The sequence below is a fragment of the Sphingobium sp. CR2-8 genome (assembly GCF_035818615.1).
Classification (GTDB): domain Bacteria; phylum Pseudomonadota; class Alphaproteobacteria; order Sphingomonadales; family Sphingomonadaceae; genus Sphingobium.
The window spans coordinates 3,169,464-3,189,396 of the sequence record NZ_JAYKZY010000002.1 but is presented as its reverse complement, the minus strand read 5'-3'; the positions used below and the strand labels follow the sequence as shown (position 1 = coordinate 3,189,396).

Sequence of the window (19,933 nt, the reverse complement as noted above, 5' to 3'; positions counted from 1 at the left end):
TTCGATGCCGAACTATCTCGTGATTGATGACAGCCCGTCGGCCGTGGCAGCGTGGCTGAAGGCCACTAAGGCTCTCTCGATTTCGTCTAGGCCTGTATACAATCTAATTTATTCGATAACCGACCCGACGATGAAGACAGCATCCGAGAGGACCATCATTAAAGCGTTCGATAAATTTGCTCTGGATAATAAGTTCCGGACAACTGATACGGTCGCTAACACTATATTCCCGCTCGACACATACCATTCTCAGATTAAAAATGGCTCTGATGAATTCTACGAATACTATCTTCAGGTCGTTTTACCTAAAGTACGCAAAGTCTGGGGTACATATTTCGAGCGGATGACTATTCGCTATAATGATGACAAGTCTCCCATGATGAGAGGCAATCGCCAGCTAAACCCTCTCGATGTCCTGATTGGAAAGCTCAAAGGCCGGATTGAAAATCCACCCAAGACAACGACGCATTACGAAGTTTCTTTAGACGATATCTCATTGGAGATCGCGACTTACAATCCACTCACTGATGGAAAATACAATCTGGGCGGCCCCTGCTTGAGCCATGTCTCTTTTAAGATCGACAGAGACAATGTTTTGAGGCTTTCGGCCTTCTACCGCTCACATTGGTACATAGAACGGGCGCTCGGAAATCTGATCGGCTTGTCCCGACTCCTATGCTTCGTAGCACAATGCACCGGAGCCAAGGTTGGCCCGTTGACAATCATCGCTGCAGAAGCCGTGCTCGACCTGGGGGCGAAGAACCGCAAGGCGGGCGACACTCGGACCCTACTGGCTGAGTGCTGGAAATCTGGTGGAATTGCCTAAAGCAGTTTTGGCTCAGCCTTCTGCGGCAAGGTCGGTGAGAGGCCATGGAGTCGCTCCATAGTCTCTATGAATTCCCGCTGCCCACCATAGCTTGGATGCCGGGCCGTCTGATGCTTAAAACCAAGATCGGAGAGCGCTTTTGAGGCGTCGTTTCCGATCGCAATAAGCTGCGGGTTGTCAAAGCGATCGATAAGAGCTTCAATGGCCCAGCCGGTGAGCCTGCGTTCGCGCGTGGTGTGCGCGCGATTGGTGAACGGCGCTTCTGGTTCATGAGGATGAAACGGAAACGCATTCCACAGCATCGGCGGTCGTCGCAGGCGATTTATTAGCGACCAGATTACAGCCGCCGTCCGTTCCGCAACAGGCGTTCCATGTGTCGCACGGGCGATTTTGGGACCCGCCTTTAGAGCGCCTGCCGCGCTAAACATCGCCACTTCATCGGTCAGGGCTAGCCCTGTCCGGCGGCCTCCTCGATATCCAAGATCGCGACCAAACCAAATGCTATCGACACTCGTCGATTTTCTGAGATCCAGTATCGCTTCGAGATTGGAGCGCCGAATCGAGGCCGCGTCAACGAGATCGTGAACTTCGCAATGGTCGCAATACGGATTGAAAACATTGGAGATTTGAACGCTCGCAAGGCGTTCGACGAAGGTTTGCTCCCAACTCATCGCACATCCAATGGTTCAAAAAAGATGTCGCGCTTACTCATGTCGAGAGTGACTCGTCCACTTCGAAAATGTGTCAATTCGCGAAAAACATCATACCCACGCAAAATCGCGCGTTCCCAAGCCCAGAACGGCTGATCTTCGACCTCATACCCTTTTACAAATTCTTTGATCGTCGAAAGAATACGATAGTCAACACCCGCCGAATCTCGAAAAAGATGCGGCTTTGCATGATTAAATATGAAAGTTGAAATGCCTTCTTCAATGAGAATCGCACGTGCCCCATCTTGGTTTTCGTCCAAGTCAGGATAGGATTTTCTTTTCACTTTGAGAAGAGCTCGAAGAACAGGTGACCATCCTAATACAGCTGCATAGGCGAGATGAAAGACATCGTGAAAACGATAATCATCTCCTTCTCCAATATTGTCAGTCAATGGATCGCCGATCTTGATCGTGAAAGCAGACTGCACGACAACGACCTTCCGCCCAACGGTCTTTTCTCGAAATTCTACGGGCAGGAATGCAGGCAAACGCTCATCGACGCTTATAGCCTTTCCTTCACCGGTTAGCCTCTCATCATAGAGCTTGAGTGGCTTTCTACTGATCGGAAAGCGCGAAAGGCTTTTCTCAATATTATGCTCAATTGGCTCCGAAAACGCCAGCTGCACAGACTTGAAAGCGATCAATGCAGCCCGCAGCGCTGACACTGCCAGATCGTAAAGTTCATCGTCCGAACCGCCGGTCCCAACGTGTGCAGCAAGTGCGCCTGCTTTTTCACCCGCAGACAGCCACGGGTCGAAGGCATCGGTCGGCAACCTGTCGACAAGGCCCTGAAGACTCGCGAAACTGCTACCTTCGCTGACTTCCGCATCCAAGACAGCGGATAAAAGTCGGCTAAACTCCCAACCCATCGTAAGTGATAGCGCGGCAAAATACCAAAGAAGGTCCCCTGCTTCCTCGACCAGTGTTGTCCGAAACGAAATGTACTTCGGCCCCTCGCGAACGCCCTTCTTGATCTCACTCATCAAAGAGCCGAGTTCACCGAAAATTCCGAGCACTGCAATACGCAACCTGTCCGACTCTGGTCGGCGATCGGTCCGCTCGACTTGCCGGGTGAACTCTAAAATAGTCGGTTGTTGGTTCATCAAGATGGATTACTATCGCACCCGATTCAAGCTGTGAATCCCCTATCGATATAGCATCATACAAATTGCGAATTTACGACCCTAAAATCCCGACACGCGCTATGAAATGTTCAGGGTTATAGATGGCATGAAGCGGAAAGAGTTGCGCACATTTTTACGCAGACTATGGCTCCTTTCTGAAGGTGACCGTCGGCAATCTAGGTAGCTTTGCCGAGCCGGCAGCGGAGACAATCGCCGCTAAAGCAGACATCGCGCGTCGCAGCCAGAATGTCAGTTATCCTGCTGATGATTTTACCAGCCGCACCAAGGTGCCAACTTCAGTCGCCATCGCTAAAGTCAAACGGCAATCTCGATTAAAATCAAAATCGCCTTTCGTTTTGTTTTTGCCTGATTCCAGCGATGAGAGCGGTAAGGCTTTCGACCACGACCAGCGTGCTGGTCCCCAGCTTGACGGTCTCGACCCGCCCCTCCTGGATCAGCTCGTACATCTTGGATCGACCAATCCCGATCATCCGGCAGGCATCGGGGATGCGCACAGTGATCGGCGTAACCTCAGGCTCTATTCGACGCGTGGTCTGGTCTGATGCCTGAAGGGTGTTCTCGCTCAATCGCATCGCTGACAATTCCACATCCAAATGAAAGGTGGTGACGAAGCGACGGGGCGTAGGGGGAGCTAATCGCTCCGCCACCGCTGCCGATTATCGATGACGGGCCTTCGCTTCGCCACATGACGTTTCATCGCCAGAATGGCCTTTTCTACGCCGGAGCGCCGATGCAGTCGGATCATACCCGTTGGTCTGCGAATTAAGGATGGCGATGGACCCCACCGCATGAGGAAAAACGCAGCCTCACAGGGTATTGCCCAGCCATGCGCGAACCATGCCGGATTGCCTGCATGAGCACAGCCGGATCGATAGTTTTGAGCAGTTAGGCGGCCTATTGCAGGAAGCCAGAATGATGCGGACAGTGAGAAAGCCATGCGGATGCGCCCGGCTCCAGCTGGACAAGAGAAATAAGGGCAATTTAATATTTGTTCCGCATACGAAACAAATATCTTTGGCCTCGTTGGGACAAGTGCGGACACAACTCGGCCTATCGGGAACCGCCAGATTCGGCCTATCGGGAACCGAAAACTCGGCCTATCGGGAACCTAAATTTGTATTAAGATCATGATATTGCATGGAAAAAATGCCCTTTAACAATGCTAATAGAAGAATCCTACGGATTCTATCTAACCGCGACCGATCGGCGCGTGGCGCAGCGCGCGGCGGCGCGGGGGTCACAACCTCCATCAGCGGCGTAACCGGGTGCATCGGCGTGACGGAATTGCTAGGTGGAAGCTGATGAGAAACGATCTCGATCACCTCCCGGCGCAGAAGCAGCGCGAACTTGAACGTCTGATGCAGATCGTGTTCGAGGAATTCGATGATGCCCTCTCGCTCGCACGTCACGAGTGGAAGAAGAAGGGGCGCATCCACAAGGTCATTCTCTATGGCTCCTATGCACGCGGCGGCTGGATCGATGAGCCGCACACGGCGAAGGGCTATCAGTCCGACTACGACCTGCTTATCATCGTCAATGACAAGCGCCTGACGGACCGGGTGGCTTATTGGTCGAAGCTGGACGCTAGGCTCTATGCCGAGCAGACGATCAGCAAAGCCATTCGCACGCCTGTCAACTTCATCGTGCATACTTTGCAGGAAGTGAACGACGCGCTGGCGCATGGGCGCTACTTTTTCATGGACATCGCGAAGGATGGCATCGCGCTATACGAAAGAGATGATGTCGAACTCCATCAGCCCAAGCCCAAGACTCCCGAGCAGGCGCTCAAGATGGCGCAGGAGTATTTCAGCGAGTGGATGCCAAGCGCATCAGGCATGTTGGAGACTGCCAAGTTCAGTGCCGATCAGGGTAGGCTCAAAGACGCGGCCTTTTTGATGCATCAAGCGACGGAACGCCTGTATCATTGTGTGTTGCTGGTATGCACTTTCTACACGCCGCATGTGCACAACCTTGGCTTCTTGAGAGGGCAGGCTGAACTGATCGACCGTCGCCTTGTCTACGTTTGGCCGCAGGACACACGGCAGGATCGCGCGCTGTTCGACAAGCTGAAGGAAGCCTATGTGAAGGCGCGCTATTCCAAGCACTACCGCATCACGAAAGAGCAGTTGGACTGGCTTGGCGTGCAGGTCGAGGAACTCGGCCGCGTCGTTTTGGCTGTCTGTTCGGAACGGATCGGCGTGCTGGTGGCCGACATCAAAAAGGCAGGTTGATCGTCCTTAGATAAGCATCGAACGAGCTGGCGCTCTCACAGTGCCAGCCCGTTCTGGCGAGCAGATGGCCCAACGTCTGATCGCTGTTGGACGCGTTATATTCGCAAGCTCGCCATGTCCATCATGGTGCTGGGACAATGGGAGGGCCGCCCTCCCTTGGGCTGTTGGATGGCCCCTTCCGGTCGGCCCTCCCACCGCGCTGAGATCGGTGATTTTACACAGGGGACGAGAAGATTTTTGGATGGCGAGATAAAAGGCCCGCCGTCAGGTGCGGTCTATGTGGTTGGTTTGGTTCGCGAATTCATGCTGTCAATGATGGTGCCCTGCCGTCGCATAGGCAAAATTGTCAAATGATTTCAACAGTTCAAGCGCTGGCAGGCCCGTCTAACGGGCGCCTCAGGAGAAGGTTCGCCCGGATAAGGCTAGCTGCGTCCGAAGGGCTGCGCCGCATGTGAGGGAGCCGACTTAAGCCCAGCTTACAGCCCGGCGCGGTAAGCTTGGAGGGTTAGCGATGCCCTTACCCAATCTGCCGTCTCGCCAATTCTACCGATCGATGATTGCGTGCGTCGCGATACCATTCGATCTAGCTCCGCACCCCAAGCAAAGGAGCACCGAAAGCCCGTGCGTTACGTCTATTACAGCGGCGTCGATATCCTACCCGACCAACTCTGGGACTTTGCCTGGTCAGCCCCCATGCGCGATCTCGCAGCAAAGGTCGGCATGTCCGATGTGGGCTTGCGCAAAGCCCTGCGATCCTACGGCGTGATCCTGCCACGACAGGGACATTGGAACCGCGTTCATGCAGGGCGAAAAGTGGAAACCCGACCCAAGGTGCCGGGACGCCGCCCCGGCGAAACCGGCCGCATCCGCCTCGACAGTCGGCTTGGCCATCTGTTCGAACCGGCCGCACCGAAATCCTCCGATGGACCTTTTGTTTCGATCCATGTGCCGGAGGACCTGGAGGAACTCCGGGAACAAGAATTGCGTGCGATCGGCCGCGCCCGCGCGCCCAAGAATCTCGATGCGCCCAATCGCGGCTTGAACGACCTCCTGCTGCGCGAACAGCGGCGGCGGGAGAAAAGTGAAGGCTGGGCTTATTGGTGGGAGGCACCGAAATTCGACACGCCGCTGTCACGACGCCGTTTGCGCATCTTGAGCGGAGTTTTCGACGCGCTCGACAAGCGAGGCCATTCGGGTTCTGCGCGTGATGACAATGACGAAGTTCACGGTGCCATGCGGATTGGCGACATGAGCTTGTCGCTGCGCTTCGAGATCGTGGGAAGGCATCGCTCCGTCCGTCAAGCGGGACGAAACCTGCCTGCACCCGATCTGCCCGCCAACACCGTGTTACGCATTTCTATCGTCAGCGACACCCGGCAGCCCGCAATCGCAAGTTGGGCAGACGATGCCGATGGTTTGATCGAATCGAAGATCGCCTCGATCGCAGCCAGCGCTATCGTCGCTGGCGAAGCGCGGTTCAGGCGGAGCCTCAAGGAAGACGAAGAGGAACAGCAACGCCGACGCGAGGCCGAAGAACACCGACGCAGGGAAAGACTGGCCGCGCTCAACGCGCAGCGCCTCGTCGATTTGAGGGTCAGCGGCGAATTGCTACGGCAAGCCCAGGATATCCGGTTGCTGGTGAGCGAAGTCAGGCGGGCCATGGACGAGGGGACATCGCTCCGCCCGAAACAGACGCTCGAAGCATGGGAAAGATGGGCCTTGGCCGAAGCTGACAGGATCGACCCGGTAAAGTCGGGTCAGATCGAGAAGCATCTGGAAGAGCCGCGTTTGGCAGAGTGATCGTGACCGGATCATCTGCCTCGGTATAAAGTGGCTGATTGAAAACCTGATGCACCCAGTTCGCTTGTCACCATGTGAGGCGACCAAACTATGATGCAATCTGCTCCGCACAAATACAGGAAAAATGACGCGACCGGCTGCAAACACAGGCGGATTGTGGTAGCTTCCAACAGATAGAAAAATATTGTCAAAAGGCCGATTTTGGGCAGCGAACCGCCCCGTTATTTCCATATGCGGGTATAAGTGAGGGTATCGAAGGGCATCGATTTTCGAGACTAAGATTTTATAACAATTACATAAAATCTGAATTCGAGTCCTCTTCTGGCACCAGAGACCTTTCCGGCGACGTCCGGGAAGGTCCAGCAAGCAGCTGGTTTTACAGCATTTCTTGACCGAAAATCGCCAGACACTGTCCGGCGAAATCCGGCTAAGGGCAACAGCAGCGACCACAAGATGTTGCTCTTTTTGTTGCCCTCGGATCGACCCGGCCTTGCTGGGAAAACGACCATGCTGACCTACATCCAGATCAATGCCGCCAAGCCGAGAGCGAAGGCCTGGAACCTTATCAATTCACAGAACCTCTATCTTGTCATCCAGCCCAACGGTTCGAAGCTATGACGCTTCAACTACCGTTTTCTGGACAAGCAGAAGAAGCTTCATCTCGGGGGGTGGCCAACCATAAGCCTCGCGGAGGCGCGTGTCCGGCGCGACGAAGCCAAGAAGAAGATTGCCGAGGGGATCGATCCGGCGCTGGAGAAAAAGTGCGCGAGGATGGCCGCCAAATATGCTGCGGCCAACACTTTCGAGGCGGTGGCGAAGGAATGGCTCGTCAAATGCGAGCGCAACGGCCTCGCGCCCGTGACTATCGACAAGATTCGCTGGTTGCTTGCCAAGGCCTATCCATTGATCGGCACCATCCCGATCGCGCAGATCACGCCGCATGAGGCGCTCGCCGCAACCGTCATCTTCCGGCTCTGATCAGTGAGTCCTGACCCTAAGAGGAAGGAGGTCCGCACCAAAGATTTGACGAGCATTGGAATGCCTTGATGCTTCAATGCAGCGCCAACTTGCCTTTTCTTTCCAGCAGGAGCATCGCCCCATCATACCAGGACATGGCGATGCGCCCGCCCGGCGCCGGGAACAGGATCGCGCCACCTGCCGCTTCCGGTCCCCATTGGCCGCTGTCGCACTCGACGGCGTGGGGTTGGGGGGCGTGGATCCCTAACGCGGCAAGCTGGTTGGCGAATTGCCTGTCATAATCCTGCGCGGCTGCGCCTGTCTGTCGCGCGGTGACCGGATCATCGCAGCGGTCGGACAGATTGGCGGCCGATGCGCTCTGACCCGGCGACCAGGCAAGATGATCGCTGGCGATCTCCAACATCTGGCCCATATAGGCCGGATCGTCCTTTGCCAACGCCTGCACGCCATTCTCTCCAACCGCGACGCCCGCCACCGTCCATCGCCCTGCCAGCGCAGCGAAATCGATCCCGGACGCGACCAAATCAACAGTTGCGCTGTCACGTCGTGCGGTCGGTGCTGTAGTCGCGACGTTGCTCGACTTCTGGACCGCGTCAGCCTGCGAATTGGCGGGGGAAGGGCTGCCGCATGCCGCAAGCGACACCAGGATCGGGGATAGCAGAAAGGCTCTAGCGCGCATCGGCCAGAACATAGCTGAACGCCTGTTGCCCGCCAAGCGCGGCGACGAAGTCGTTGAACTGCGCCTTGGGAATGGTCTGGCACCCGGCCGACCATGTATTGGTCGCGCCACCCTGATGGATCAGCATGGATCGGCCTGCGCCGCTGCTATCGATGCGGCTGGCATCGGCGGCGGTGAAGCGGCCATCCTGATTGGTGTCGCGCTCCGCCACCTGCGTCCTGGTCGCGCGGAAGAATGTGTTGCCCAGAAACTGGCCGCTTTCCTGTTCGTAGCGGATCGTGCCCGCCTGCAAGCGACCCAGGTCCATCTTGCCGTCGCCGTTCATGTCGGTGTGCGATCCGCGCGCCGCCTTTGGCCCGTCCCAGCCATATTGGCCGGACGGTTCGGTATTGCCGTCAAAGACCTGCGCCTGATAGCGCCCGGCCTCATCCTTCCACAGGACGGCGATGCTGTCGTCATAGACGCCCTTGCCGCCATTGGCCCGGGTATCGGTATCGGTGCGCAGCGCGACGACGACCTTCTTGCCAGCGGCCAGGTCGGCCCTGGCCTGCGCGTCGCCCTGCGTGGCGACGGTCGCGGCCAGCGCATCTGGGCTGGTGCCGCCCGTGACCTGCGGCGGCGTGACATCCTGCGTCGGGGTGGCGGGCGTCGCCAGCGTAGCGCCGGGGGTATTGAACAGTTCGACCTCATCGGCGCGGCGGTTGACCAGCCCTTGCGACACCTGCCCGTCCGACTTGTTCCACCATGTCATCGCCTCGGCCGCGCCCTTGGCGTCGCCCGCATTCAGGCGCGCCAGCGCGGTGCTGCCCGCGAACCCGTCCTTCCCCGTGCCGATGTTATAGGCCAGGCTCACCATCGCATCGAACTGGTTCTGCGTGACCGGCACCTTGATCGCGTCGCGCACCTTGGCCGCATAAGGTTCGACCGTCTGGCGCAGCAACGCCTTTTCCTGCGCGCCGTTCAGCGAGATCAGGTCCTTGTTGGCGGCGGCGAAATCGCGCGCGGCGCTGCCGGTCAGGCCCGCGCCTTCGCCTGCCTTGCGCGCCGACTGCGGATCGATCCCGATCGCGGTCAGGTCGCGTTCGATCGCATCGGCTGTGCGCCCCTTCATGTCATAGCCCGGCCCCAGCGTCACGCCGCTGCCGGCCTTGGGCCAGTGCAGGCGGTTGCTGACACCGGCCTGCGCTTCATGGTCGTAGATGAAATCCATGCCGTTCTGCGACAGGCCGGACGCGGACGGGGCGTTGCCCTGCGTAGTGACGCCCTGCGCGGTGGCAGGGCGCGCCTGCGTCGGCGCCGCCGCTGCGGCCTCGCCGCCCAGCGTCAGCACCTGCCCGATCGACAACCTGTCGGGATTGGACAGGCCATTGGTCCGCGCCAGTTCCTCCACCGAATGGCCGGTCCGCGTCGCGATCGCGCCCAGCGTATCGCCTTTCTTGACGGTATAGCTTTCCGGCGCGACGGGGGCTTTCGCCCGCTCCTGCGGCGGGGCGAAACTGTCCAGCACGGACGGCGCAGCCAGCAGCCTGTCAAAATCGGACACCAGCCCGTCGATGCCCAGCTTTTCGGCAATGGCGCCCAAGCCTTCCTGAATGTCCTTACCCAGCGTTTCCAGCCAGTTCTGACCACCTGCATTCAGGTCGCTTCCGCTTTCGATCGTACCGGCCATGCCCATTCTCCTGCACCGTCTGTCGCAAAGAGATTAGGGCGGGGGGCGACGGGACGCGCTAAGCGATCCGACTATCCGCCTCAGCGATCCGATTAGGATCGGCGGCCGATACGGTGGCGACCATGCCGCGCGCGCGCAGCCGGGCCTCCAGTTCGTTCAGGCTTTCATGATGCGCGTCCCCCTGTCCGCCGATATCGACGGTCACGGACAGGCCGCCCGCCTGTTGGTCGATCATCACCTGATCGGCGCGCCACAGATCGCCGGGCAAGGCGAGGTGGGACAGCGCAGACGGCGGCAATCCGCTGTCGAGCCGCGCGACAAGCGTCGCAAAGGCGGCGACATCTATTGCAGGCGCGGCCGGAGGTAGGGCGGAAACGACGGTCGCATCACGGGGGGCTGGCGCCGACGATCCTGTCGCCCCCTCGGCGCATTCGTCCGACATATAGCCTTTGTCTTGCTTCGGCCGATCATGCGTCAACACAGGAACCAGGGAAGGCTGAGCGCCCGCCTGCGGCAGCGGCGACAGCCGATCCGCGCCAACGCGTTCCTCCTTCTCATCCTGCTTCGACGCCCCCGCCTTGCCGCTCTTGCGGTCCAGCGCCTCGCGAAACCGGTCCACCGTTTCCCGGTCGGGCTTCTCCTTTGGCCTGACGCCCTCCGTCGTCCGGGGCGCGGCCATTTCCGTCTGGGGAATGGGCGTCATCACGCGACGACCATCGGCATCGGTCGCAGGTCCGCATCGGCCCGGCGGCTCAACTGCCGCTTCCATTCGCGCACGGCACGATCCAGTTCGCCGACGATCGCGTCGTGACGCACCTGCGCCCGCATCCATTCGCGCTTCAGTCGATCGGCCAGCTTATGCGCTTCGTCCAGCGCCGCCCGCGCCTGCGCTCGCAACTGCCGCGCCGCCTCCGCCTTGGCCGCGCTCGCCCGGCAATGGAGCTGCACCAGCGGATCGCAGGGCTGGCGCGCTTGCTGCGCCATCGCCTTTTCGCTGGTCGCCAATGCGCGCGTGCAAGCCTGGGCCGCCGCGCTGGCCTCGGCTTCCGCCACCGCCATCTGCTGGCGCGCAGTTGCCACTTCGCGCTCATACCGGTCGAGGTCGCGACGGCGCAGGCGCACGATCGTCTTTAGCTGGTCGATCCTGTCGGTCATCCTTCAAATCCCCTCAATATCGTGCGCGTCATCAGCAACGGCTGCGCATCATGGGTGGGCTGCCGCAGAAACGCGGTCATTTCGTCCCGCCGGGCGATGGCGCGATCGGCCAGCGCATCCTGCCCCGGCTTATAATCGCCGACCTGCAACAGCAGTTCGATCTCGTCGAGCTTCGCCAGCATCGCGCGGAATGACAAGGCGGCGCGCCGCTCGCCATCCTCTACCAATTGCCCCATCAACCGGCTCTGGCTGGTGAGGATGTCGATCGCAGGATAATGGCCCCGCGCCGCCAGCTTACGCGACAGGATGACATGACCGTCGAGCAGCGATCGCACTTCCTCGCCCACCGGATCATCCTCCTCATCCTCCAGCAGCACGGTGTAGATGCCGGTAATCGCGCCTTGCGCGTCGCAGCCAGCCCGTTCGAACAGGCGTGGCAGTTCGGCGAAGACCGACGGCGGAAAGCCGCGCCGGACCGGAGGTTCACCCGCCGACAGGCCGATCTCCCGCAGGGCGCGGGCAAAGCGCGTCACCGAATCCATCAGCAGCAACACATGCTTGCCCTCGGCGCGGAACCCCTCCGCGATCGCGGTCGCCGCATGGGCGGCGCGCGCGCGTTCCAGCGCGGGCCGGTCGGATGTGGAGGCGATGACGACCGATCGCATAAGGCCGTCCGAGCCCAGATTATCCTCCACGAACTCGCGTACCTCGCGCCCGCGTTCGCCGATCAGGGCGATGACGATCACGTCCGCTTGCGCCTGCCGCGCGAGCGTACCTAGCAGCGTGCTCTTCCCGCCGCCCGCCGCCGCGAACACGCCGATGCGCTGTCCCCGGCCCAGCGGGATCAGGCCGTCGATCGCCCGAACCCCGGTTTCGACCTGGGTGTCGATCCGCTGGCGCTCCATCGGATTGGGCGCGGCGGCGTAGAGCGGCTGGGTCGATGGCGAATCCACCGGCGGCAATCCGTCCAGCGGCTGGAGCCGGGCGTCGAGAACCCGGCCGAGCAATGCGCCCGATACCGGCACGCGATCCTCGCCGACGCGCACCAGCACTTCCGTCTCGCTCGACAGGCCGCGCAGGTCGCCCAGCGGCGATAATATCGCCTCATGTTCCGACAGGCCGACCACTTCGGCCAGCAGCGAATGACGTCCCGCCGGACTGGCCAGTTCGCAGATATCGCCGATCCGCACGGTGACGCCACTCACGCGGATAGCGGTGCCGATCGCGCCGCGCACCTTGCCCCGCTGCTCGAAGGCCGGGCCGGCCTCCAGCGTATCGAACAGCGCGCCCAGCCGCGTTTCAACCCGCATCGCCCACCTCCCAGCGCCGCGCGAAGGACGCGATCTGCACGCCGACATCGGCCACGATCCGCCCGTCCGGCGCGGTCAGCCTGCACTGGTCGTCGGTCAGGCCCTCTTCGGCTCGCAGGCTTACCTCGACCGTCGATGGCCGATCGACAAAGGCCCGCTCGACATGGGGCAGCATGGCGGGCGACAGTTCCACCACCACCGGCCCACGCGCCCCTTGCGCCTCGACCGCGCGACGGGCCACGCCCGCCATCAATTCCTCATCGGGCAGGCCGCCGATCATCTGCCGCAGGGCCGCGAGCGCGAGCGCCGCGATGTCCGCGTCGCGCCGTTCGGCATCGGCCTGCGCCTGATCGGTGAGATCGGCGATGGCGGCGGCAAAGGCCGCGCGGCCTTCCTCCTCGCCAACTCGCCGCCCTTCGATCGCGGCCTGCGTCCGGGCCTGCGCCAGCGCCTGATCCTGCCGCTCATGCAGGTCGCGCACCGTGCCCAGCAGCGCCACCGCCTCTTCGATCGGGGGGCGCTCGCTCCCACGCAACCATGGCCGGTCGCTCGCCAGCAGGGCGCGCCCATCAGCGTGGATTAGATGGAAGGCCATGCGCCCATCTCCCGCAGCAGAGTTTCGGCGCGCATCAGCGCTGGCGCGCCATCGGCGCTGGCCAGCAGGACAGCCGCACGCTCCGGTAGCGCCTCTACCGATGGCAAGGGATCGCGCCCGCCATCCGCGCTCATCAATATCCGTTCGAGCACCGGCGCACCCACCCGTCCGGCATAGCCGCGCAGTTGCGTGCCATCGATGACCCGGCCCAGCGCAGATCGCCCGTTGATCAGCAGCGCGACCATCGCCACGCTTTGCTGTCCGTCGGCGTCCAGCACCGGCCAGCGCGGAAGGATATGGAGTGCGGCAAAACCGGGCCGCCCGCTGCGCCCCGCCATAAACCGCGCACCGCGCGATACCGCCCAGCCACCTTTGCGGGCGACGCGCGCCAGTTCATGTCGGGCCGCCGAACCGGTCATGACGACTCCCTCTGCGCTGGCAAGGCGATGGGCCTGCCCCGTCGCCAGAACAGCATGGCCAAGCCGCCGATCCCGGCCAGCGCCAAGACGATCCGGGTCGCCCAGCTATCGAAACTCGCCTCCAATATCGATGTTTCGGGCGGCGGCGCGGCCTGGCTCGGCACCATCACCACCGATACTTTTTCATAGGCCAGCCCTTCGATGCTGTTCGTCACCAGCGACTTGATCGCCCCGGTCTGGCCGCGCAGGTCGTAACCCGGCTGATATTTGACGAAGATCGCGGCGGAAGCAGGCTTCACCTTGTCCGACAGCGGATCGGCTTCGGGCATGGCGAGGTGGACCCGCGCCTGCACCACGCCGTCAATCTCGCTCACCGTATGGCTCAACTCCTGGCTCAGGCCATATATCAGCCGCGCCCGCTCCTCGGTGGGGGAGGAAACCAGCCCCTTCTTCTCGAACAAGGTGCCCAGATTGGCATAATCCTCGCGCGGCAGCCCCTTTGCGCGCAGCACTTGGATGGCCTTGGAGAAGCTGGCGGGTTCCACCGCCACGCTCCATTGCCCGTCCTTGTCCGACGATTTGCTGGCGTCGATCTGCGCGTCGCGCAGCGCGGCGATCATGTCGTTGGCCTGCGCTTCCTTCAGATGCCCGTAGATTTCCTGGCTGCCACAGCCTGCCAGCATCAGTGCCGCCAGCAGGCCGATCCCGGTCTTGCGCAATTTCGTCATTGTCGCTCTCCTTGTCGGCCGTTCCGTCAGCCCTGCTGACGGAACAGTTGCTGCACGCCTTCCGAACTGCGGTTGGCGATGTTGGACGTCAGCTGGCAGTGGAACATGAATTCCTGGCATTTCATGGTCAGCTGCACGATCTCGCCGGGCGTCATTTCACCGCCCGACGCCTGGACCGACTTGGCATAGTCGGCCACCGACTTCGCTTCGCCATTCACCTTGTCCAGCGTGCCGAGCATGTCGCGGACGGCAGGATTCATGTCCGCCCCGCCCATATGCTCGGTCGCGGCCGCCTTGAGCGACGCCTGAAATTCGGCGGCGCTGTCCTGTCCCACCTGCTGCGGCATGGCGGGATTGAGGTCGGTGAGGCGCGCAGGGGCGGCGGCGGTCGACGCCTGTGCCATGATGGATTCGATCATGTCACTGCTTCCGCGCCATGGTTTCGAGCGACTTGGACACGCTGTCGATCGAACTGTGCGAACTGTTCGACAGGAAGCTCATCTTCATCGCTTCGGCGGTCAGCATGGTGATCTGCGACGGATTGTCGCCGCCTTCATTGGCGATCATGTCGGACTTCTGCTCGATGCGCGCGGCCTGCTGGTCCAGTGCCTTGCCCCAGGCAGAAGCGAACGCCTCGAACCAGTTGCCCGATGTGTCATCCTGCCGCATCCGTGCGCCGGTCAGCGGGGTGTTGGCCAGCGTCGTCATGTTCGCGTTGGAAATGCTGTCGGTCATGTCAGTCTCCTTCTCTCTACAGTGACAGTTCAGGGGGCGATGCGTTCGGTGCGACCGTCCTTCTCGAAGGTTACGGCGCCCGGCTCCACGGACAGCAGATGATGCCCGGTCGGCAGGGTCGACCCGGGGAACCAGCGGGAGCCGTCGGCGGTCAGGATATGCGGCGGATCGGTGACGATCGTGGCGAGGCCAGCGCCGCTCTGGGTAAAGAAAGCCTGCAACGGGCTGGCGTCCAGGCTATCGTCCACCTTGAAACCCACCGATGCGACAGCGGGCAAGTCCTTGCGCAGTTCATCGCGCAGGTCCTCCTGCCGGTCGGCGGGCATATAGCCTGCACGCACTACCAAGGCGCCGGGTTGCGCCGGGGTCACGCGCGCCGACACGCCCTTCTGTTGCAACAGGTCGGTCGCCGCGTCGGCCAGTGCCGGGCCGGTCTGCGCATCGACGACAACATTGTCGCTGCGCTGCTGCGCCAGCGCACGCAGCCGCCCCAATTCGTCCTCATCCCGCACCACGCCGCTGAAAGTCAGCGCGCCATCCGCCGTCTTGTCCACCTTCACCGCGCCAAAACCGGCCTGCCGCACCTCGCGCGTCAGCTTGGCCGGATCGCTGCGATCGCCGATCACCAGTGTGCCGAGCGGCTGCGCCGCCGCCATACCGAGCAGGGCGACGCAGCCTGTGACGGCCACCAGTCGCACGGTGCGCCGATCGATCCGCCCCAGCTGCGTCCGGCCCATGTCCAGCAACCGGTCCACGATGCGCGGCGCCTGCAATGGGCCGACCGCCGTGCCGACGGGCGTATCGGCAATTGCGCCTGCATCCTCCCAGCGGGCCGACACTGGCGCGCCATGGGCGACCAGATATTCCCCCAACCGGATCGGCAGATAGGCAGGCAACACCGCCTGCTCGCCTGCCTCCAGCATTCGGCCGAGCAGTTCCACCTGTCCCTGCAACACGCGCAACTGCGCCGCATCGGGTGTCAGGTTCAGCTCCACCGCGCAGTCACGTGTTCCCGTCCCACGCAGCACCACGTCATTGGCCAGCCCATGGCCGATGCTCACCCGGTCCCGTCCGTCGAGCGGGAAGGCCTTTCCCGACAGGCGACCCGACAGGATCTTCAACACGCGCCGACTGACGACGGCGGTGCGCGGATTATCGACCATGGACAGGGTGGCGGCGTTCATTGCACGCTCTCCACGATGACTTGCGGCGGTTTAACCCGGGCGACGCCCAGTTTCGTGGGCGCGGGCGCTGGCGCACTGGGGGTGTCCAGGCGTGTGATGCGCGGCGAAATCAGGAACAGTCGCTCGGTATGCTGGCGGCGCTTGGAGCGCGTCTTGAACAATTCGCCCAATACGGGGATTTGCCCCAGCACGGGGATCGCGCTTTCCGCATCCATGTCGCTGTTGACGGTCAGACCGCCCAGCAACAGGCTTTCGCCTTCGGCGATCAGTGCCTGCGTATTGACGCTGGCCCGCTCGACCACTGGGATGCGGTCTACCGTGCCGTCCAGCAGCGCGCCGTCCTCGACATTCACGACCATGCGGATGCGCGGCTGGCCATTGTCGACCAGCACATGCGGATTGACGCGCAGGGTGGTGCCCGCCGTCACGTTGAACAAATCCACCTGCCGATCGCCTGCCACCCGGACATAGAAGGTGCGGGTGCGATCGAACACTGCCTCGACATTGGACAGGGTGACCAGCTGCGGACGGGACACGATCTTGGCCGCGCCCTTTTCCTCCAGCGCGTTGATCCGGCCGATAAACTGGTTGTTCGATCCGATGATACCGGACAGGGACAGGCCGCGATTGGCCTGGCCGCTGCCCGAAATCACTGCGTCAGTCAGCGGATTGCCGGTGCGGCGCACCACGTCGCCACCGAACAGCGCGCTGAAATCGCCATTGCCGATCCGCCAGTTGATCCCCAATTCCCTCAACTTGTCGACATTGATGTCGATGATCGTTGCTTCCAGCTCCACGATCTGCGGCGCGACGTCCAGCGACCGGACCAGCCCTTCATAAGCGGGCATATTTTCCGGCCGGTCGCGCACGATCACGGCGTTCAGCGACGGATCGGTGGTGATACGCGGCCCCGTCTGCGGCAGCGGCTGGGCCGCCTGCGCCGAACCACCACCCGGCGGCAGGCCCAGATAATCCTCTTCGTCATTATCATAGGGCGTCGATCGCGACGCATCGGGGCGCACGCTGTCCAGCCCCTTGCCCATCAGCCGCGGCACCGACTGCCGCACCTGCTGCTCGCCATAGCTGCCGCCGACCGTGCCGATCGGCATGCCGTCGCCCATGATCCGCGACACCGTGGTGCCCACGCCCGGCACCCGGACCTGCCGATCGCCGGTGCTGAGCGTCGTATCGTCCGCCCGCGCATAGCGCAGGTAGAAGACGCGCAATTCATAGGGGTCGATGCCACCCGGGGTCAGCGGCTGGGCCTGCCCCGGCGCGATGGCGACCGCACCCGGCTGCTCGCGCACCGCGGTGCGGGGCAAGGCGGTCGCGATCTGCTGCACCTGGTCCAGGAAGCGTGGCACGCCCGTCGCCAGCACCGCTTCGGCGGACGTAATCCGCACCCGGTTGTTGGCGTCGCTCAGCCGCCCCCGCGCCACTGCGCTCGACAGGTCGGATGCACGGCCCGGTGCGACGGTCATCGTCCGGCTTTCCACGTCGTTGGCGTTATACACGGTCACGACCACGCCGTCATAATAGGCGATCAGGTTGAAGGCGCTGGACACTTGTTGCCAAATGTCGGCGGGCACGCCGGAAAAGCGCCCGTTGATCTTGCCCGCGACCGATCCGTTGACCGCCACTTTCAGGCCGGATGCGGCGAAGAACTGGTTCAGGAAATCGGCGGCCGGCTGATCGCGCGCGCTGATATTCACCTTCTTGTCGCCAAAGGGCGGCTCGGCGGCGTGGAGCGGTGTCGTGGCAAGCGCCAGCGCCATCACGCCCAGGGACAGGGCGCGCTTCATGCGGCGGCCTCCATCGGCTGTTCCTCGATCGCGTCGGGGGTCCGGTCCAGCGTGCCGACGACATCCAGCGGCAAGGCGGGCGTCAATTCATTATAGCACAGCACCGGCAGGCCGAAGAGGTCGCCCGCCGTCAACTGGCGCAGCGGACGGCGCAGATCATAGGCGGTGACGATAGCGCGCGCACCGCATTTGCCGCATTCCTGGCGGATCATGTCGATCAGCGCGCGGGCATGGTCCGGTGCCATCGCCAGATGAGGCACGCCCTCGACAGATTGCAGGCTGTCGCGGAAGAAGCGCTCCAGCCGTCCACCCACGACCAGTACGGGGAAGCGGCCATCGGCCATATGCGGCGCGGAGATATAGCGGCGCAACGCAACGCGGGTCCGGTCGGCGATCGGCACGGCATTGCGTTCCGACTGGCCGATTTCGGCGATGGCTTCCAAGACGTCACGCATATTCCGCAAACAGACCTCCTCTTCGGCAAGCAATCTCAGCACTTCGGCGATACGGGGGCTGGACACCGCGCGGACGACTTCCTTGACCAGGTCGGGATAGTCCGCGCCCAGGCGGTTGAGCATCGCAGTGGTTTCCTGAAGCCCCAGGAAGCGCGCGGCGTGGCGGCGCAGCAACGCATCGACTGCGGTCGCCATGGCATCCTCCAGCGACCCGCCGCTTTCGACGATCCCCGATCCGACCGGCGCTTCGAAGGCGAACAGCGCCCAGCGCGCGGACTCGCCTTCGGGCAACAGCCGCGTCGTCATTTCGCCCGCAGGCATGGGCAGGCCCAGCCGATCCTGCACCTGCTCCAGCACGCCGGTGAAGCGCAGCCGCAACCGTTCGGCCATCTCCACGTCCATCGTCGGCGCAGCGATATCCAGCACCAGCGGGCGCACCGGGCGCGGCGCGGCGGGCGTGGCTGTCATCGCGGCGGGCAGGGGCTTTTCGCTCGTGTCGAACCGCGCGGTCTTGCCCAAAATCCAGGCCTTCGACACCGGATGCTGCCAGGCGGCCGATGCGCCCAGCGCAATGGCGATGCCGATGAACACGGCGGCGGGAAAGCCGGGGATCAGCGCCATCAACAGGCACAGGAAGGCGGCGGGGACCAGCACCTTGGGCTTGCTGCCGATCTGATGGACGATGGCGGGACCAAGGCTGCCGTCGCGGCTTTCATCGGTCGTGCGCGTCACCAGCAGGCCGGCCGCCATGGCGCTGAACAGAGCGGGAATCTGCGCGACCAATCCGTCGCCGATGGTCAGGATGGAAAAGACCTGCATGGCCTGCCCGGCTTCCATCCCATGGCTGAACACACCGACGGCCAGGCCGCCGATCAGGTTGATCAGCACGATGACGATAGAGGCGATGGCGTCGCCCTTCACGAACTTCATCGCGCCGTCCAGGCTGCCGTGCAGCTTGCTTTCCTGCTCCAGCACGCGGCGGCGCTCGCGCGCTTCGTCCTTGCCCACCAGCCCCGATCGCAGGTCGCTGTCGATCGACAATTGCTTGCCGGGCATCGCGTCCAGGCTGAACCGGGCGGCGACTTCGGCCACGCGTTCGGCGCCCTTGGATATGACGATGAACTGCACGACGGTAATGATCAGGAACACGACCAGCCCGACGATCAGATTGCCGCCCGCCACCATCTCGCCGAACTGCTGGATGATGTGGCCGCCTTCGGCCGTGGTCAGGATCATCCGCGTCGTCGCGATCGACAGCGACAGCCGGAACAGCGTCGTCAGCAACAGGACCGTCGGAAAAGTCGAAAAATCCAGCGGCTTGGAAATATGCAGCGTCGATAGCAGCAGCAGCAGGCCAATGGCGATATTGGTCGCGACCAACATGTCGATCACCAATGTCGGCAACGGCAGGATCAACAGTGCGACGATCGCGACGACGCCTGCGATCAGCATCAGGTCGGCTGGGCGGATCGCGGCCAGCGGCAGCCGGGCGAACAGGGTGCGGGCGGTCAT

20 protein-coding genes and 1 pseudogene are annotated in these 19,933 nt (G+C 62.2%); 6 read left to right on the top strand and 15 right to left on the bottom strand.

Annotated elements, in window-relative coordinates; all coding sequences use genetic code 11:
* Nucleotides 1–4 precede the first annotated feature (4 nt).
* A complete protein-coding gene (locus U5A82_RS19580; RefSeq protein WP_326292532.1) occupies nt 5–826 on the top strand; it encodes a thymidylate synthase family protein in 822 nt (273 codons plus the stop codon).
* On the opposite strand, the gene U5A82_RS19575 is transcribed toward U5A82_RS19580, so the two are convergent.
* On the bottom strand, nt 823–1,497 hold the full coding sequence (locus U5A82_RS19575; protein ID WP_326292531.1) for a uracil-DNA glycosylase: 675 nt from the start codon (nt 1,495–1,497) through the stop codon (nt 823–825). The genes U5A82_RS19580 and U5A82_RS19575 overlap by 4 nt on opposite strands.
* Complete coding sequence (locus tag U5A82_RS19570; RefSeq protein WP_326292530.1) at nt 1,494–2,639, bottom strand: hypothetical protein; 1,146 nt, start codon at nt 2,637–2,639, stop codon at nt 1,494–1,496. The genes U5A82_RS19575 and U5A82_RS19570 overlap by 4 nt, the downstream gene beginning before the upstream one ends.
* Nucleotides 2,640–2,821: 182 nt before the next feature.
* Here U5A82_RS19570 and U5A82_RS19565 point away from each other — a divergent pair, with 182 nt between their 5' ends.
* From U5A82_RS19565 to U5A82_RS19545, 5 genes and pseudogenes are all read left to right on the top strand, one after another.
* Complete coding sequence (locus U5A82_RS19565) at nt 2,822–3,223, top strand: hypothetical protein (protein WP_326292529.1); 402 nt, start codon at nt 2,822–2,824, stop codon at nt 3,221–3,223.
* A 759-nt stretch (nt 3,224–3,982) separates the two neighbouring features.
* Nucleotides 3,983–4,912, top strand: coding sequence for a nucleotidyltransferase and HEPN domain-containing protein (locus tag U5A82_RS19560; RefSeq protein ID WP_326292528.1), 930 nt, complete (start codon nt 3,983–3,985; stop codon nt 4,910–4,912).
* Between the two features lie 981 nt (nt 4,913–5,893).
* The gene (locus U5A82_RS19555; RefSeq protein WP_326292527.1) at nt 5,894–6,712 is read left to right on the top strand and encodes a hypothetical protein; all 819 of its coding nucleotides are present in this window, start codon (nt 5,894–5,896) and stop codon (nt 6,710–6,712) included.
* 630 nt (nt 6,713–7,342) lie between these two features.
* Nucleotides 7,343–7,462 (top strand): annotated as a pseudogene (locus U5A82_RS19550) (Arm DNA-binding domain-containing protein); the annotation flags it as partial.
* Between the two features lie 21 nt (nt 7,463–7,483).
* The gene (locus tag U5A82_RS19545; protein WP_326292526.1) at nt 7,484–7,690 is read left to right on the top strand and encodes a phage integrase central domain-containing protein; all 207 of its coding nucleotides are present in this window, start codon (nt 7,484–7,486) and stop codon (nt 7,688–7,690) included.
* Between the two features lie 73 nt (nt 7,691–7,763).
* Here the strand turns inward: U5A82_RS19545 and U5A82_RS19540 are convergent, their stop codons facing one another.
* Genes U5A82_RS19540 through U5A82_RS19480 form a run of 13 tightly spaced genes read right to left on the bottom strand, consistent with a single transcriptional unit; the run spans nt 7,764 to nt 19,933 of the window.
* Complete coding sequence (locus U5A82_RS19540) at nt 7,764–8,369, bottom strand: hypothetical protein (protein ID WP_326292525.1); 606 nt, start codon at nt 8,367–8,369, stop codon at nt 7,764–7,766.
* Nucleotides 8,359–10,038, bottom strand: coding sequence for a glycoside hydrolase family protein (locus tag U5A82_RS19535; RefSeq protein ID WP_326292524.1), 1,680 nt, complete (start codon nt 10,036–10,038; stop codon nt 8,359–8,361). The genes U5A82_RS19540 and U5A82_RS19535 overlap by 11 nt, the downstream gene beginning before the upstream one ends.
* Before the next feature lie 58 nt (nt 10,039–10,096).
* Nucleotides 10,097–10,741 carry a hypothetical protein gene (locus U5A82_RS19530; protein ID WP_326292523.1) on the bottom strand — a complete coding sequence of 215 codons (645 nt, stop codon included), beginning with the start codon at nt 10,739–10,741 and terminating at the stop codon, nt 10,097–10,099.
* Nucleotides 10,741–11,193, bottom strand: coding sequence for a hypothetical protein (locus U5A82_RS19525; RefSeq protein WP_326292522.1), 453 nt, complete (start codon nt 11,191–11,193; stop codon nt 10,741–10,743). The genes U5A82_RS19530 and U5A82_RS19525 overlap by 1 nt, the downstream gene beginning before the upstream one ends.
* Nucleotides 11,190–12,503 (bottom strand): FliI/YscN family ATPase, encoded by a 1,314-nt coding sequence (locus U5A82_RS19520; protein WP_326292521.1) that lies wholly within the window; start codon nt 12,501–12,503, stop codon nt 11,190–11,192. Before U5A82_RS19520 ends, U5A82_RS19525 begins: the two co-directional genes overlap by 4 nt.
* Nucleotides 12,493–13,098: a FliH/SctL family protein gene (locus tag U5A82_RS19515; protein WP_326292520.1), complete on the bottom strand. Its 606-nt coding sequence runs from the start codon at nt 13,096–13,098 to the stop codon at nt 12,493–12,495. Before U5A82_RS19515 ends, U5A82_RS19520 begins: the two co-directional genes overlap by 11 nt.
* Nucleotides 13,083–13,517 (bottom strand): hypothetical protein, encoded by a 435-nt coding sequence (locus U5A82_RS19510; RefSeq protein ID WP_326292519.1) that lies wholly within the window; start codon nt 13,515–13,517, stop codon nt 13,083–13,085. The genes U5A82_RS19515 and U5A82_RS19510 overlap by 16 nt, the downstream gene beginning before the upstream one ends.
* Nucleotides 13,514–14,245, bottom strand: a complete 732-nt coding sequence (gene sctJ / locus U5A82_RS19505) for a type III secretion system inner membrane ring lipoprotein SctJ (protein WP_326292518.1) — start codon at nt 14,243–14,245, stop codon at nt 13,514–13,516. Before sctJ ends, U5A82_RS19510 begins: the two co-directional genes overlap by 4 nt.
* 26 nt (nt 14,246–14,271) lie before the next feature.
* Entirely contained in the window at nt 14,272–14,664 is a 393-nt protein-coding gene (locus tag U5A82_RS19500; protein WP_326292517.1) for a hypothetical protein, read from the bottom strand.
* Nucleotide 14,665: 1 nt separating this feature from the next.
* Entirely contained in the window at nt 14,666–14,980 is a 315-nt protein-coding gene (locus U5A82_RS19495) for a hypothetical protein (RefSeq protein ID WP_326292516.1), read from the bottom strand.
* 29 nt (nt 14,981–15,009) lie between these two features.
* Complete coding sequence (locus U5A82_RS19490; RefSeq protein WP_326292515.1) at nt 15,010–16,164, bottom strand: hypothetical protein; 1,155 nt, start codon at nt 16,162–16,164, stop codon at nt 15,010–15,012.
* Nucleotides 16,161–17,966: a type III secretion system outer membrane ring subunit SctC gene (sctC, locus tag U5A82_RS19485; protein WP_326292514.1), complete on the bottom strand. Its 1,806-nt coding sequence runs from the start codon at nt 17,964–17,966 to the stop codon at nt 16,161–16,163. The genes U5A82_RS19490 and sctC overlap by 4 nt, the downstream gene beginning before the upstream one ends.
* On the bottom strand, nt 17,963–19,933 hold the full coding sequence (locus U5A82_RS19480; RefSeq protein WP_326292513.1) for a flagellar biosynthesis protein FlhA: 1,971 nt from the start codon (nt 19,931–19,933) through the stop codon (nt 17,963–17,965). Before U5A82_RS19480 ends, sctC begins: the two co-directional genes overlap by 4 nt.